The sequence below is a fragment of the Nitrospiraceae bacterium genome, from assembly GCA_019637075.1.
GTDB lineage: Bacteria > Nitrospirota > Nitrospiria > Nitrospirales > Nitrospiraceae > JAHBWI01.
Window position 1 is genome coordinate 306,560 of record JAHBWI010000004.1, and the last position, 14,193, is coordinate 320,752.

At 59.3% G+C, this 14,193-nt stretch carries 16 protein-coding genes; 12 read left to right on the forward strand and 4 right to left on the reverse strand.

Features of this window, described 5'->3' with window-relative positions; genetic code table 11:
* Positions 1–8: 8 nt before the first annotated feature.
* Both thrH and KF814_12680 read right to left on the reverse strand, forming a co-directional pair.
* Positions 9–629, reverse strand: a complete 621-nt coding sequence (gene thrH / locus KF814_12675; protein MBX3237000.1) for a bifunctional phosphoserine phosphatase/homoserine phosphotransferase ThrH — start codon at positions 627–629, stop codon at positions 9–11.
* A gap of 96 nt (positions 630–725) precedes the next feature.
* Positions 726–1,523, reverse strand: coding sequence for a YkgJ family cysteine cluster protein (locus tag KF814_12680; GenBank protein MBX3237001.1), 798 nt, complete (start codon positions 1,521–1,523; stop codon positions 726–728).
* A 193-nt stretch (positions 1,524–1,716) separates the two neighbouring features.
* Between KF814_12680 and KF814_12685 the strand changes: the two genes are divergently transcribed.
* Both KF814_12685 and KF814_12690 read left to right on the forward strand, forming a co-directional pair.
* Positions 1,717–2,088, forward strand: coding sequence for a hypothetical protein (locus KF814_12685; GenBank protein ID MBX3237002.1), 372 nt, complete (start codon positions 1,717–1,719; stop codon positions 2,086–2,088).
* Positions 2,089–3,261 (forward strand): PQQ-dependent sugar dehydrogenase, encoded by a 1,173-nt coding sequence (locus tag KF814_12690; GenBank protein MBX3237003.1) that lies wholly within the window; start codon positions 2,089–2,091, stop codon positions 3,259–3,261.
* A gap of 92 nt (positions 3,262–3,353) precedes the next feature.
* Here KF814_12690 and KF814_12695 read toward each other — a convergent pair whose 3' ends face one another.
* Positions 3,354–4,181, reverse strand: coding sequence for a YdcF family protein (locus KF814_12695; GenBank protein ID MBX3237004.1), 828 nt, complete (start codon positions 4,179–4,181; stop codon positions 3,354–3,356).
* 69 nt (positions 4,182–4,250) lie between these two features.
* On the opposite strand from KF814_12695, the gene KF814_12700 reads away from it, so the two are divergent.
* Positions 4,251–4,724: an EVE domain-containing protein gene (locus tag KF814_12700; protein ID MBX3237005.1), complete on the forward strand. Its 474-nt coding sequence runs from the start codon at positions 4,251–4,253 to the stop codon at positions 4,722–4,724.
* Between the two features lie 173 nt (positions 4,725–4,897).
* Here the strand turns inward: KF814_12700 and KF814_12705 are convergent, their stop codons facing one another.
* Complete coding sequence (locus KF814_12705; protein MBX3237006.1) at positions 4,898–5,146, reverse strand: ImmA/IrrE family metallo-endopeptidase; 249 nt, start codon at positions 5,144–5,146, stop codon at positions 4,898–4,900.
* Positions 5,147–5,695: 549 nt separating this feature from the next.
* Between KF814_12705 and KF814_12710 the strand changes: the two genes are divergently transcribed.
* From KF814_12710 to KF814_12750, 9 genes are all read left to right on the forward strand, one after another.
* Positions 5,696–6,256 carry a CHRD domain-containing protein gene (locus tag KF814_12710; protein MBX3237007.1) on the forward strand — a complete coding sequence of 187 codons (561 nt, stop codon included), beginning with the start codon at positions 5,696–5,698 and terminating at the stop codon, positions 6,254–6,256.
* 226 nt (positions 6,257–6,482) lie between these two features.
* Positions 6,483–7,244 (forward strand): hypothetical protein, encoded by a 762-nt coding sequence (locus tag KF814_12715; GenBank protein ID MBX3237008.1) that lies wholly within the window; start codon positions 6,483–6,485, stop codon positions 7,242–7,244.
* A 205-nt stretch (positions 7,245–7,449) separates the two neighbouring features.
* A complete protein-coding gene (locus tag KF814_12720) occupies positions 7,450–8,541 on the forward strand; it encodes a saccharopine dehydrogenase NADP-binding domain-containing protein (protein MBX3237009.1) in 1,092 nt (363 codons plus the stop codon).
* A 6-nt stretch (positions 8,542–8,547) separates the two neighbouring features.
* The gene (locus tag KF814_12725) at positions 8,548–10,107 is read left to right on the forward strand and encodes an aldehyde dehydrogenase family protein (GenBank protein ID MBX3237010.1); all 1,560 of its coding nucleotides are present in this window, start codon (positions 8,548–8,550) and stop codon (positions 10,105–10,107) included.
* A 10-nt stretch (positions 10,108–10,117) separates the two neighbouring features.
* On the forward strand, positions 10,118–10,690 hold the full coding sequence (locus tag KF814_12730) for a VOC family protein (GenBank protein ID MBX3237011.1): 573 nt from the start codon (positions 10,118–10,120) through the stop codon (positions 10,688–10,690).
* 190 nt (positions 10,691–10,880) lie between these two features.
* Positions 10,881–11,951, forward strand: coding sequence for a cytochrome-c peroxidase (locus tag KF814_12735; protein ID MBX3237012.1), 1,071 nt, complete (start codon positions 10,881–10,883; stop codon positions 11,949–11,951).
* Positions 11,952–12,084: 133 nt separating this feature from the next.
* Entirely contained in the window at positions 12,085–12,603 is a 519-nt protein-coding gene (locus KF814_12740; GenBank protein ID MBX3237013.1) for a DUF1264 domain-containing protein, read from the forward strand.
* Positions 12,604–12,733: 130 nt separating this feature from the next.
* Positions 12,734–13,150, forward strand: a complete 417-nt coding sequence (locus tag KF814_12745; GenBank protein MBX3237014.1) for a cytochrome c — start codon at positions 12,734–12,736, stop codon at positions 13,148–13,150.
* 21 nt (positions 13,151–13,171) lie between these two features.
* Positions 13,172–14,176 (forward strand): hypothetical protein, encoded by a 1,005-nt coding sequence (locus KF814_12750; protein ID MBX3237015.1) that lies wholly within the window; start codon positions 13,172–13,174, stop codon positions 14,174–14,176.
* Positions 14,177–14,193 lie beyond the last annotated feature (17 nt).

The following is a 14,193-nucleotide window of genomic DNA, read 5'->3' on the forward strand; positions in this document are numbered from 1 at the left end:
CTCTGTTCTCACTTGGCGAAACCACCTGCCTTCGCGAAGTAGGTCTGCAACTCCTTGTATGTCTGGGCGACTGGGAACTGGGGAAATTCCTTGGGCAGATGGTCCGGCGGGCGGAAGAAGAACCCTGCGTGGGCCTCTCCGAGCATGGCCGTGTCGTTGTAGGCATCCCCGGCAGCCAGGATGCGAAAGTTGAGGTTCTTGAACGCCGCAACCGCATGTTTCTTCTGGTTGGCTTGACGCATCTTGTAGTTGACGATCCGCCCGTCCGTTCCGATCTCCAGCTGGTTACAGAAGAGTGTCGGATAGTTCAGTTGGCGCATCAGCGGCAGCGCGAACTCATAAAATGTATCGGAGAGGATGATGACCTGGGTACGGTCCCGCAGCCAGGCCATGAATTCCTTGGCGCCTTCAAGCGGGCCCATCGATTCGATCACCGACTGAATGTCGGATAGCTTGAATCCATGCTGATCCAGAATCTTGAGGCGTCTGGTCATCAGTGCATCGTAGTCGGGCATCTCCCTGGTCGTAATCTTCAACTCCTCGATCCCGGTCTTCAGCGCGAAGTTAATCCAGATTTCCGGAACGAGTACTCCCTCCAGGTCCAGACAGACAATCACAGGATTTTCCATTGAGTTCCCCTTACAATCGCTGAGTGTTGGCGTGTGGTGCTGAGTTCTGAGACTTGCGCGAATCGGGGTCCGAGGCGAGCCTCCCCCGGTGTGCGACTAAGAATTCGTCGTCTTCCTGCGTTGAAATTCCTGGCTGATATAGCGCCAGACCTGGTCGAGCGCCTGATCGAGCAGGGTGGTGCCGGGCCACTCCCGCCGTTGCTCCTCCGCATGGGCGCGGGCCCAGTCTAGTGCGAGGGGCAGGGGAATCAGTCGAGGCGCCGTCTCGGTCAATGCTGCCCAGAGCAGCCCCAGCGCGGTGGTGACCCTGACTGAGACGGGCACGGGCCTGACCGCAGGGCTGAGCAGGTTGTCGCAGAGCGCCGCCGGTGAGGTGACGGTGAGCTCCCTGCAGGCGGACGGCCGGTCGTGATAGATCAGGCAGGTGTCGTTCTCAAGAAAGGGGCAGGCCATCCGTACTGCATAATAGTCACGGTTGACCGGTTCAACAGCCTCATCCGATGGGGGCGTTTGGGATTCGGCCAGGGCCGTGAGTCTGCCCCACAATCCTGCTTCGGTCAGTCGCCGTTTGGCTGCGTCGAGCCTTGCGGTCAGCGCGAGCTTGGTGGTCTCATCGTATCGGTCGAACGCCTGGGCCAGTGCAAATGCCTCAGGCGCGGAGAGCGGCACCAGCATACGACAACAGGCCGAGCATCCCTTGCGGCATGAGATGACCTGCCCCGATGCCGTGACCTGTTCCTGCTCAAGGGTTTGAACCTGCGCACCGAGTCCTCGCATGAGAGGGACGACGGAGGCAATGGGGACGAATCCCGTCGGTACGCCGATCCCGGTGGTGATTTGCCCGGCCGGCGTGTTGAGCGAGATCTCAAAATGTTCGACGGTACCGCCGCTCATGTTTCAACCTACAACAAGCAGAATCAGTGGATCCGACGCGCGATCAGGAATGGCCGGCGACGAGAGACGAACGATGCTTCGCGAGGGCGGCCACGGAATGCCCATCATAATAGTGAAGCGTAGAATCGGCGGTCAACCGTGCGGTTGATTCATGCCTTGCCCCCGAGAAGCACTTCTGGCTAAGCTCCCCTCCATGCATTTCTCAGGTCATCAGATCGGGCTGTTGAAAGAATATATGCAGGATCTGGTCGAGCAGGCACGGCAGGACGCGCAGGCGGAGGAGGCGTTTGGATTCGCCTCGCAACCGTACCGACCGGATCAAGCGCTGGCGGACTTGCTTGCGATTCTTGACGATCGGATCGAATCCGAAGGTGTGCAGGTCGGCTTGCCGTGGGAGTTTCTCCACAATATGTGGCAGCAGAGCGACGAGGCGCGGAAGCAGATCATCGAGCAGGTCTGGCTGGAGAACAACCTCAGCGGCGCCCTGCCGAACAAGGCGCGCATCCGAGAGTTGACCTATCGCCAACTCATTGTCTATCTCGAACGGGATCAAGCCGGAGCCTAGATGGCGTGCATAAGGCGATGGCGTCGGCGCGTATGGGGCTTCGTTCTCGGTGGTTTATGTCTGCCGTGGCTGACGTCTACGGCTGGGGCGGAGTTCGATGGCCGTCCGCATGTGCGCTTGGTTCCCGTGGTGACTGCCGGGCTGGTGCAGCCTCTGTTCGTGACGCACGCCGGCGATGGGAGCGGCCGCATTTTTGTTGTCGAACAGGCAGGCCGTGTTCGGGTCATTGTCGGGAACAGCCTTCAGGGGACTCCGTTTCTTGACGTTGCGGATCGGGTATGGTCAGGCGGCGAGCGAGGGCTGCTCGGCCTGACCTTCCATCCGAAATTTCAGCAGAACGGCCGCCTGTTCATCAGTTACACCCGCCGGCCGGACGGCGCGACCGTGGTCTCTGAATTTCGAGTCACGGAGCCAGGCTCGAAACCTACCTCCGCCGAACGTATGTTGATGACAGTGTCGCAACCCCATGCCAACCACAACGGCGGCATGATTGCCTTCGGCCCCGACGGGTATCTCTACATCGGTCGCGGTGACGGTGGAGGGGCGGGTGATCCTAATGATCGTGGACAGAATCCCGACGACCTTTTGGGGAAGCTCCTTCGTATCGACGTCGATCACGGTGAACCCTATGCGATCCCGGCCGACAATCCCTTCCACTCCGCTGGTGGGGGACGGCCTGAGGTCTATGCGATTGGGCTTCGGAACCCTTGGCGATTTTCGTTCGATCGCCGCACCGGCGACCTGTGGGCGGCCGACGTGGGGCAGTATGAGTGGGAGGAAGTCGATCTGATCGTGCGCGGTGGAAATTATGGATGGCGCCGGATGGAAGGGCGGCATTGTTTCCAACCGCGGATTGAATGCGAGCGGCCGGGATTGCGGTTGCCGCTGTTGGAATATGGTCATCACGGTGGGCGTTGTTCGATCACCGGTGGCTATGTGTATCGAGGGGTTGCACATAAGCAGTTCCAGGGGTTCTATGTCTTCGGCGATTATTGCAGCGGCGAAGTATTTTCCGCCGGGTTGCAGGGCGGAGAATCGCCCAGCGTACTTGATCCTGTTCACGTCCTCCTCCGAACAGGACTTCATATCTCTTCGTTTGGCGAAGATGAGACGGGAGAATTGTATGTGGTCGACCACGGAGGCGGGCTGTATCGGATCATGTCCGATGAATGAGCGGAGGGATGTAGATGGACACGATGGCCGAGGGCAGGACAACATTGCCGAATCGGATTCTTGCCTCGAGCCGGAAGCGTGATCCTGCCCCGCTAGAGCTTCCCTGCAGCCCAGTACACTGCGATGCCCACGAGTTCATCGATGGCGTGGGTCGTGATCCCAAGGGCGGTGTAGTTTGGCAGAAAGTCGAAGACCGTCAGCTGCTGCCAGGCGTCGGCCGGTCGATCCGTCGCCTCATAACCGCAGGGCATCGGCGTCACGGCAAAGCCTTGCTTTTCGAACAGGGCGACCGCTCGGGGAAGGTGATTGGCTGAGGTCACGAGGAGGATTCGCCCCGCACCCAAGAGTTCCTTGGTCTTGAGGGCGTTTTCATACGTTGTGCGGGAGCGGTCCTCGAGGAGGATAGCCGAGGCTGGAACGCCGAGACGGAGCGCCCACCGTTTCATCTCGTGTGATTCTAGCGTACCGGTCCCGAAGACGCTGGCGTCCCCGCCCGACAGAACCAGGCGAGGTGCAATCCCTTGCAACCATGCTTCCGCGCCGCAGGTCGTCCGTTCCCGCGAAGCTTCTGAGATTTCGGGCGCGGGACGGAGGCTTCCTGCGCTGTAGACTCCGCCTGCTAACACCACTACGGCATCGAACCGAGCCGTGGGAGTGGGATGGTAAGGGGGATACCAAGCTTCCAAGGTGCCGATGAGCATTCTGGCGGGTAACGGGGTCGTCGTCAGCAGTGTAACCAACACCGTGGCGAATCCAAATCGGCGGACCCAGCGCGTTTGCCAGGGCGTAGCCGGAAGGCAGGCCGTCAGGAATGTCAGCAGGCTTCCGGCTGCAATCCATGACAGCGGGTAGAGCAGATATTTGATTATCTTATAGGTCCCGTAGAGGGCCGGTGTCAGGTCCAAAGGTAGGACTCGCACGCAAGGAAATCCATGGTATGCAGCATACACCCACTGGAGGTTGGTACCAAGCGTTGAGGAGGTTTTGCGATGAAGCGGGCCGTTCAATACTGGTTGATGAAATCGGAGCCGGAAGTATTTTCCATCGATGATCTCAAGCGAGCACCGGGCAAGACGACCTGTTGGGAGGGGGTGCGCAATTACCAAGCAAGAAATTTCATGCGGTCGATGCAGATCGGCGATCGGGTCCTCTTCTACCACAGTAATGCGGAGCCTCCGGCTGTCGCCGGCACCGCAGAGGTAGTGAAGACCGCTTACCCGGACCCGACCCAATTCGACCGGAACGACGGACACTTCGATCCGGCCAGCAAGCCCGATGCTCCTCGATGGGATATGGTGGACATTCGGTTTGTCGATCGGTTTGAGCAGCCGCTCTCGTTGGATCGTCTCAGGAAGGAGCCGGCATTGGCGCGCATGGAACTATTGCGGAAGGGCTCGCGCCTTTCTGTTCAGCCGGTGACGGAGGCCGAATGGAAGCACATTCTCAAATTAGCGGGAGAATGATTGGATTCTCGAGGCTTCGCTCCCGCGTTGCTCAGCGATGCGAGACGCGGATGCTCAAAAAGGCCGAGTCGGCTAGGCTGCCGGCGATGCAATAGTCGCAGGCGGACCCTCACGGGTGCGCTGGGGCCTTCTTCAAGCTGAGAACGAAGCCGGTGGGATCTTACAGGATACGGCTACGTGCGGGCTTTGCCGTCATCTAAGTACCGGTGTTGCCAATCCAACCACGCGTGCCCCAGTTCGTGTGCAAGGATGTATCGTCGGCGGGTGACAGGCAGCCGCTTTCTGATGAAGATGGTTTTGGTATCGTTATCCCAAATGCCGTCTGCATTGGGGTCTCGGCGGTCCATTTCGGAATCGGTGACCTGCCGAACCGTGATGTGATAGCCGAACGGCAGGACGACACGTTTGGGTATGCGCAACATCAAGACTGACGCCTCATCGTGAGATCGCCGCATTCATAGCGGCGGCTGCATGTAGCCTAACACACTTTTCCGTCAGGCATCCCACCGAAAATCCCCGTCATCTCCGTATGTTCCAGCATTAGGGCGAAGTCCCCGGCGCGGCACTCTGCGCGTGTTGGACTTGGTCCGCCTTGGATGATCACTCGTCCAACGAAGCCCGGATACGCTCGTCGCGTTCCGTCTATGCGAAGTGTCTCGGCTTGACGGGCCATTCCGAGAGTGTGTTCCGAGATGGCACACCGGCGAACGCAATCGAGCTGATGTTGTCGCAATGTGAGTCATATTTTGCCGTGTGAATGCGGTGAGTTACGTAGTGCATTCAATTTCACGCGAAGCGACGGAAATTCTATCTTGACGAGTACCGGCTGCTCGCGTATAGACAGGCATGTTCGATGTGATGTGACGTGATAATACGTATATACGTAGAGTTTCCTGGGGCCGTGTGCTGGCGTGTGATGTGTCAGCGTGATACAGCATGGGACTGAAGATTACGGAAGGAAGGGGGACGACATGATGCAAAGGTTGCGATGGTCGTGGAGGAAAGGCTTGGTGGTCTTCGGGGTGGCGCTGGCCATCGGATTGGGGCAGGCACCGAACGGAACAGCCGCGATTATTCCGCTGTCCTCCTTCTTGAACGGTGCTCAGGAGACGCCGCCGAACGCTTCGCCGGCGATCGGGGCTGCGGCGTTGCAATTGGACAATGCAACCGGCAACCTGACCTGGAACATCGTATATAGCGGTCTTCAAGGCACACCGACGGCGGCGCATTTTCATCAGGCCCAGGCTGGACTGGCTGGTCCTGTCGTGCAGGATATTGCCTTGCCGTCTCCCGCCGGATCTCCCTTCGGAATCCTGACCGGCAGTGCCGTTCTGAACGCGGTGCAACAGAGCAATCTTTTGTCCGGCCTCTGGTACATCAACGTTCATAGCTCCTTGTTCACGAGCGGAGAGATTCGGGGGCAAGTTGTCGTGAATGCGGTCCCGTTGCCGGCCTCGCTGATTCTGTTCGGTGCCGGGCTGGTCGGGGTTGTGGGGTTGGGTCGGCTCGTTCGCCGGCAGGAACTCGTCTAGGTCAGATGCCCATCCATGGAGCCAGGGCCTTTCCCTTCCAGGAGGGAGAGGCCCTGGTTGCTCCTCTTCCCATTTGCCGGACCGCTTCCGGAACAAACAAGGCAAAGTGCCAGATCCCCATACAAAATAGCGCGATTTACGCCTCCATCTGCCCGGTGTCGGTGATAGGTAATCCCCGTATTTTGATCGGCATGACGATTCCAATTCGAAGCGCAGATGGTGTATCATGCCCCCTATGGTCGACAAATTAATTGCCCAGGAATTGGCGGTTCCCTATCCGGCTTCGGTTCGCGTGGTTGGGCTCAAGATTCGCGATCGGGGCGAGGTGAAGAAATTCGATGCCGGAGACTGTTCGCTCAGGATGGGCGACCGGGTGGTCATCGACCTCGACGGGGATCTGACCTACGGCGTGGTGTATGCCGAACCCTACTCGGTGCCGTTTGTGCCGCAGATGCGGGTCATGAAGGCGATTACGCGAGTGGCCACTCGTGAGGATATCAACGTAATCGACCGGTATGAACGCTTGGCTGCCGATGGCATGGTCGCTTGTCGTCAACAGGCTGCCGCGCTCGGGCTCCGTATGAAGTTGGTCGAGGTGTTCTGTTCGCTGCAGCGGCGCCAGATGACGTTCGTATATACGGCGGACGACCGCATCGACTTCCGGGAACTTGTGCGGCAACTCGCGCGCCGGTTCGGTGGGCGCATCGAGATGCGCCAGGTGGGCGTGCGGGATGAAGCCAGCCGACTCGGAGGGATTGATACCTGCGGACTCGTCTTGTGCTGCGCAAGCTTTCTCACCGAGGTCAAGCCGGTCAGCGTCAAACAAGCGCGTGGGTTGGGATTGCCGGTTGATGATCCCAAGTTGCTCGGGGTGTGCGGTCGATTGAAATGCTGCCTTCTGTTCGAAGCTATGGAATCCTCTCCCCCGGCCACCCCTCGGAACCAATCCCTTCTTCAGCCCGCCCGTCCTCGACAAGCCTCTTCGTAGCGTTCCCTCGGCTCAGTCCCAAGTTCCTCTCCACGTTCGATTTCATCTCAGTCTCTTTTCCAATATCGCTCGGTCCGCCCTAGGTTGAGTCGGGGTTTTATTCTGCGGGCGTCGACCACCATGGCATCGGTGTCTTGGACGATCGATTTGAGAGAAATCCTCCCTCGTCCTATTTGGAAGCGTATAATGAGCAGAGGGTGATTCCATGGCTCGGGTTCTCGTCCTTGGTGCCGGGAAGATCGGATCGCTGGCGGCCGGCTTGCTGTCTGGACTCGGAGGCTATGACGTCCATCTGGCGGACCTGACGCTGGATGCGCCAAAGCGGGTGGCCGAGGATCTGGGAGTGCCGTCGGTAACACCTTGTGCGCTCGATGTCAGAAACGACGAGGCCGTGACGCACTATGTGCAATCTCACCGCTTCGATGCCGTCGTTTCCGGGCTCCCTTACTTCTGCAATGCGGCGGTCGCCGGGATCGCCCGGACTCAATCTCTGCACTACTTTGATCTCACCGAAGACGTCTCCGTCACTCGGCGGGTGAAGGCCATCAGCACCGGAGCCGATCGCGCGTTCGTACCGCAATGCGGCCTGGCGCCGGGCTACATCAGTATCGTCACCAACGAACTTATGGGCCATTTTGATTCGCTCGATACCGTCAAGATGCGGGTGGGCGCCTTACCGGTCCATCCCAGCAATGCATTGAAGTACTCGCTCACCTGGTCGACCGACGGGTTGATTAATGAGTATGGGAACGTGTGTTTCGGGATCGAGGGCGGCAAGGAAGTGCAGCTCCAGCCGCTGGAGGGGTATGAAACCATCGAACTGGACGGTCTGCTCTACGAGGCGTTCAACACGTCCGGGGGATTGGGTACGCTTGCGGATACGTATGACGGGCGCGTGCAAACCATGAATTACAAGACGCTCCGGTATCCCGGACATTGTGAGAAGATTCAACTGCTGATGAAGGATCTCAAGCTGAACGAAGACCGGCCGACGCTGAAGCGTATTCTGGAGCGAGCCGTGCCGCAAACCCTGCAGGACGTGGTGTTGATCTACGCGTCGGTGACCGGAACCAGACAAGACGAGCTCTTCGAAGAAACGTACGTCAAGAAGGTGTATCCGCAACGATGGATGGGCCGCTTGTGGTCCGCGATCCAGATCACGACGGCCTCGGCGCTCTGCTGCGTGGTCGACCTCGTGCTGGCGACGCCGGGCGCCTATCGGGGTTTCATTACGCAGGAACGATTCCGTCTGGACGACGTGCTCGCCAACCGCTTCGGTGCCTGCTTTCGCCCGTGAGGGCCCATGACCAAGGCCGAAATCTTTGAACAACTGGGACTGGCCTCCGAACAAGGAGGGGGCTCAGCATCATCCACCGGCTGGACCACTGGCCGAACCGCAGAAGTCATCGAATCCCGCAATCCCTCGACCGGTGAGCTGCTGGCGAGCGTGTATGGCTGTTCCGAGGAGGACTACCGGAGGTTGGCCGCTCAGGCGCAACGAACGTTCGGCACCTGGCGCATGGTTCCCGCTCCCAAACGAGGGGAAGTGATCCGGCTCATCGGTGAGGAACTGAGACGACGCAAGGCCGCATTGGGCGAACTGGTGTCGCTCGAAGTCGGAAAGATCAGAGCCGAGGGGGAGGGGGAAGTTCAGGAGATGATCGACATGGCGGATTTTGCCGTTGGGCAGTCCCGCATGTTGTACGGTCTGACCATGCATTCCGAGCGACCGCAGCACCGGATGTATGAACAGTGGCATCCGTTAGGCCTGGTCGCAGTCATCACCGCGTTCAATTTTCCCGTCGCTGTGTGGGCCTGGAATGCCTTCATCGCAGCCATTGCCGGGAACACCGTCATCTGGAAACCTTCCCCGCGCGCTCCGTTGTGTGCCGTGGCGGTGCAACATATCTGCAACCGCGTGTGTGAGCGTGCCGGTTACCCGGGTGTCTTTAGTTTGTTCTGTACGGGTCGGCAGGAATTGGCTGAGCTTGTGATTCGTGATGAAGGCGTTCCCCTGGTGTCGTTCACGGGATCGGTGTCGGTCGGGCGGCACGTGGCGGAGGCGGTTGGGCGACGATTGGGTCGGGTGCTCCTCGAATTGAGCGGCAACAATGCTGTAATCGTCGATGAGACCGCCGACCTCGAGCTGGTCCTGCGCGCCTTGTTGTTCGGGGCAGTTGGTACGGCCGGACAGCGCTGCACCACCACGCGGCGGTTGATCGTGCATGAATCCCAATATGACAAGCTTGTGCCGAGACTGTTGGAGGCTTATCGCGGAGTGATCATCGGTGATCCGCTTGATTCGGGCGTGGTCATGGGGCCATTGATCAGCCACGATGCGGTGCGTGTTTATCAGGATGCGTTAGCAGAGGCCGTCCGCGAGGGCGGAGAGATTCTGTTCGGCGGGCGGGTGCTGGATCGGCCCGGTCATTTCGTCGAACCCACGATCGTGCGGGCGCAGAACCATTGGGCGGTCGTCCAGCGGGAGACCTTCGCCCCGATTCTCTACGTCATGACGTACCGAACGCTGGAGGAAGCGATCAGGCTACAAAATGCTGTGCCGCAAGGACTCGCTTCGTCGCTGTTCACGTCGAATGTTCGTCACAGCGAAACATTTCTGTCGACAATGGGCAGCGATTGCGGGATTGCCAATATCAATATCGGTACTTCAGGTGCGGAGATCGGCGGGGCGTTCGGCGGAGAGAAGGCCACGGGCGGAGGACGAGAGGCGGGGTCCGACTCGTGGAAAGCATACATGCGTCGGCAGACCAACACGATCAATTGGGGAACCGAGTTGCCGTTGGCGCAGGGGATTGCGTTCGGGCGACAAGGCGAAGGAGGGCGGCATGGGACAGGCGGCTGAGCTCGATATGCTGATCGCGAGAATGGTTGGGGAGTTTTTGTCCAAGAATCGCGCGGGGCGGGTGATCCGCGATGCGCTGAACGAGGTCGGGATCGGGCTCATGCCGGTCGTTGATCACCTTACGATTCGCACAACGGACATCGATCGGCGGGCGGCGGAATTCACGGCGCTGGGCTTTTCGTACGACGAAACGATCAATTTCGAAGATTGGTATGCCAAAGTGTTTCGCAGGCCGGGCTATCCCGCCCTCTTCATCGATCAGGCCTATGCCGACGAGCGCGGCAAAACCAGCATCATCCCCGGCTGGGTGGGTCGGTTCGGCGATCGCGTCTTTCACCATGTAGCGGTTCGAGTGGAGGACATCGAAGCGGCGATCGCAAAGTTGAAAGGGCGGGGCGTGGTCTTCACCGGAGAGATCGTCGGAGCTCGCGGCGGCACCTTGCGACAGATCTTCACGGCGCCTGAAATGGTCGATGGACATCCCTTCTCGGTGCTCGAACTCGCCGAGCGTCATCAAGGCTACCAAGGATTCCTCCCGCCCCAGGCCGACAGTCTCATGAAGTCGAGCGCAGCCAGGGCGTGACCCTGGATCCTGCTGGAGCCTCTTCTGGAAACGGTTCTCGCTGATGGGGCTCTGCTGCGGATTCGCCGGCATCGACCGACGCGCCTCGACGAACCGGCGCATTTCCAGTACAATGCGTCCTCGGTCACACCTTCTTTCCAGGCAACGGTAGCGTTTCAATGGCACCTTCTCATGCAGGGAGGTTCACCCTATGAGCGTCGTCCGTCTCGCAGGATATACCGTATTGGCCGCAGGTGCCGCGCTTGCGGCGATCCAACTCCCATCCAGCGTGTCCGCCTCACCGGCTGGATACGCTCCGCATGGAGTCGTCACGGTCGATGGCGTGACGGTCCCTGATATCGGTCCACTCCCGACTGCGATCCCCGTGCCGTCCACGAATCTCAACTATGCCGCGAAAATCGAACTCGGCAAGCAATTGTACTTCGATGGGCGACTATCGAAGAACAATGCGATCTCATGTGCCTTCTGTCACAACCCCGGGACGGGGTTTGCCGATTCCCGACAGACTTCCATCGGGGTCGGCGGCGGGGTCGGCGGCAGGCAAGCACCGACCGTCTTCAATACGGCTCTCAACCCCGTGCAGTTCTGGGACGGACGCGCCCGTTCGCTGGAGGAGCAGGCGATCGGGCCTATTCACAATCCGATTGAGATGGCGGAGACGCACGAGCATGTCGTTGCGAAACTGGGCAAGATCAAGGGGTACCAACAGCAGTTCCGCACCGTTTTCGGCACGGACGTGAATCTGCAGGGGATTGCGGAGGCGATTGCAGCCTATGAGCGGACGGTTATATCCACGAATTCGGCGTTCGACCGGTACGTCCTAGGCGATCAGCGGGCGATGGACGAGTCGGCGGTGCGAGGGCTGACGCTTTTCAAGGGGAAGGCGCGCTGCATTCTTTGTCACAATGGCCCGAATTTCACCGACAATCAATTTTACAATCTCGGTGTCCCGCAAGTGGGACCATTGAAGGAAGACCTCGGCCGTTACAATGTCACGCGGGCCGAAAAGGACAAGGGTGCGTTCAAGACTCCGACACTCAGGAGCATTGCGGACACGGCGCCCTATATGCACGACGGGGCGTTCAAGACGCTCGAAGAGGTGGTCGGATTTCTGAACAATGGGGGCGGAACCAATCCCCATCTGAGCTCACTGATCAAGCCGCTTGGATTGGCGAATGAGGAGCAGGCCGACCTGCTCGCCTTTCTACGGGCGCTGACCGGTGAGTCGACCAAGTTCAGCATGCCTAAGCTGCCCCAGTAGAGTTCCGATCGGTACGGCCGAAAATTGTTGAATCGTTTTTGAGCAGCCGGACTCTAAGGATGTGGATCTGGCGAGTGGTACAGTTACGTGGTTCGGTGATGTGTCCAACCCATATCATAGGAGGTCAATTGTGATGAGAAAGGGATTGTTAGCCATTATTGCGATCGCCACCATTGGGTGCGCCGGAGTCGCCCCGCAAAAAGCCGTCAGCGGGGAGCCGAAGTCCCCGGTGGAAGGATTTGATATTCACGTGCAGGCTCCGCACATGATGCCCAATGGCGAGCCGGGTGGACCGTTCCATCACTATTGCAAGGGCGTTACCGATCAGATTCTCCAGTGCCTACTCTTCGAGTCGACCGATCCCAAGGCCAAGCTGGTCGCGATCGAGTATTTCGTGGCGAAGGATTTGACGCGCAAGCTGCCGGCCATACAATGGCACCGCCACTTCCACGATCACAAAGTAGAAATTGCGACGGGTCGCGTTCAGGTGCTCGACATGCCGGCTGATCAGGCCGCGAAGGTAGCGGAAGCTGCCGCCGGAACCGACGGTGTGATCTACCACTTGTGGCAGCACGGGCAGGAATTCCCGGACGGCACAGTGACGTTCCCGCAGTCGCTCGGGCACAAGTTCCCGGGCCACGCTGACAAGTAGCCCTCCTGATACGCATCAGTCCGGCAGAAGCTGCCGGACTGATGCGTATCGCAGGTCGTCCATGCCTCGGGGGGGCGGCTGAGGATATCCCATCATGATGAACGGACTGGTTCGGTTCAGCTCTTGCCGTATGTTTGCGGCCTGGGTGGTCTCATCAACACTGATGGCCTCGGCTGCAGATGATGCGGTCCTGAGGCCTCGTGTGCCGGTCGATCAGATCGAAGAGGCGCGAACCTGGAAGAATCCCCTCCCCGTGACGGAGGAAACCCTGGAGAAGGGGAAAGCGCTCTTTCAGGGCAAAGCCTTTTGCATGACATGTCACGGACGGGATGGAATGGGTTTGAAAGATGTGGAAGGACTCCGCGGCAAGCTCCCGCGGAACTTCACTGATCGCATGTGGCAGCAGACAAGGACCGACGGCGAATTGTTTTGGATCTTGAAGAACGGAAGCCCAGGGACGGACATGGCGTCTTTCGTTCCATTGGTTCTCACCGAAGAAGAGGCTTGGCAGGTGATCACCTACGTACGCTCGTTCGGCGGGCGATGACCGGTGCGGCGGGGACGGGTTGTGCCGCGGTTTCGGCAACTATGGCTCTTCGCACTGGGAGGAATCCTCGGAGTAGCGTGGCCGGCGGAATCGCCGGCCGGAGAATGGTCCGCCGTCACCGAAGCCAGGGTGCTGTACACTGATAACGTGTCCGAATTGTCTGCGACCCGACGCTTAGCCTTGTCGGAAGATCCAAGCCAGCCGACGATCGTCCCGCTCAAGAAGCCCCAAGATGTGGTGTGGGAACCCTTCCTCGATCTGCGTCATCGCTCGAGCAATCCTCTCGGGAGCAATGAAGTCTCCCTGAAGGCCGCCGGTTTCATCTACACCGACCATACCATCTTCAATCACGGCAACTATCGGGTGCAGGTCAAGCAGGCCTTCTCGCCCGATACATCCCTGTTACTGCGCTATCGGTATGTGCCGAATTTGTTTCTCGGCCCCAATAATGAACGGCGGACCGGCGCCCGCTTGCTTGAAGAAGAGCGGGTGACCTCCCATGTGTGGCGAGCGCAACTGGAGCAGCGTCTGTCCCAGGCCTGGACAGGGACCCTGATTGCTCGTTACGGCATTCGCCTGTTCAATGAGGCGTTCGCAGAGCGGGACACCAAGTTTTGGACGCTGGGGTCTCAAGCGGAGGTGGCAGTCACGTCACGTATTACCGTCGTGTTGTCCTATTTGTTTGAACGAGGGGCGGCAGACGGGCGGGACGAGGTCCAATTCCGCGACGATGTATCCTACCGGCAGCATTTCGCTTCGCTGGGTGCGACGATCGCGCTTGGGCGGGGGTTCTTCATGGACCTGGCCTATGCGTATCGGCGCAAGGAGTTCACCAGCGAGATCCTGGGAGATTCGAATCGAGGCGTTGTTGATTCGACCCACGTCGGCACGGCCGGTCTACGCTACCAACTGTCACCGGCTTCAGCCTTGAGCTTGGAGGTCCAGCGGGCTCAACGCTCCTCGAACAGTGCCAGTCGTGACTTCTTCAATACCAACATGTCGTTAGGGGTTCAGTACCGGTTTTGATCGGGTACCGGCGAGGC

Excerpts from the sequence above, each read along its gene's own strand:
- thrH (MBX3237000.1), bottom strand. The coding sequence starts at position 629 with ATGGAAAATCCTGTGATTGTCTGTCTGGACCTGGAGGGAGTACTCGTT.
- KF814_12680 (MBX3237001.1), bottom strand. The coding sequence starts at position 1,523 with ATGAGCGGCGGTACCGTCGAACATTTTGAGATCTCGCTCAACACGCCG.
- KF814_12685 (MBX3237002.1), top strand. The coding sequence starts at position 1,717 with ATGCATTTCTCAGGTCATCAGATCGGGCTGTTGAAAGAATATATGCAG.
- KF814_12690 (MBX3237003.1), top strand. The coding sequence starts at position 2,089 with ATGGCGTGCATAAGGCGATGGCGTCGGCGCGTATGGGGCTTCGTTCTC.
- KF814_12700 (MBX3237005.1), top strand. The coding sequence starts at position 4,251 with ATGAAGCGGGCCGTTCAATACTGGTTGATGAAATCGGAGCCGGAAGTA.
- KF814_12705 (MBX3237006.1), bottom strand. The coding sequence starts at position 5,146 with ATGTTGCGCATACCCAAACGTGTCGTCCTGCCGTTCGGCTATCACATC.
- KF814_12710 (MBX3237007.1), top strand. The coding sequence starts at position 5,696 with ATGATGCAAAGGTTGCGATGGTCGTGGAGGAAAGGCTTGGTGGTCTTC.
- KF814_12715 (MBX3237008.1), top strand. The coding sequence starts at position 6,483 with ATGCCCCCTATGGTCGACAAATTAATTGCCCAGGAATTGGCGGTTCCC.
- KF814_12720 (MBX3237009.1), top strand. The coding sequence starts at position 7,450 with ATGGCTCGGGTTCTCGTCCTTGGTGCCGGGAAGATCGGATCGCTGGCG.
- KF814_12725 (MBX3237010.1), top strand. The coding sequence starts at position 8,548 with ATGACCAAGGCCGAAATCTTTGAACAACTGGGACTGGCCTCCGAACAA.
- KF814_12735 (MBX3237012.1), top strand. The coding sequence starts at position 10,881 with ATGAGCGTCGTCCGTCTCGCAGGATATACCGTATTGGCCGCAGGTGCC.
- KF814_12740 (MBX3237013.1), top strand. The coding sequence starts at position 12,085 with ATGAGAAAGGGATTGTTAGCCATTATTGCGATCGCCACCATTGGGTGC.
- KF814_12745 (MBX3237014.1), top strand. The coding sequence starts at position 12,734 with ATGTTTGCGGCCTGGGTGGTCTCATCAACACTGATGGCCTCGGCTGCA.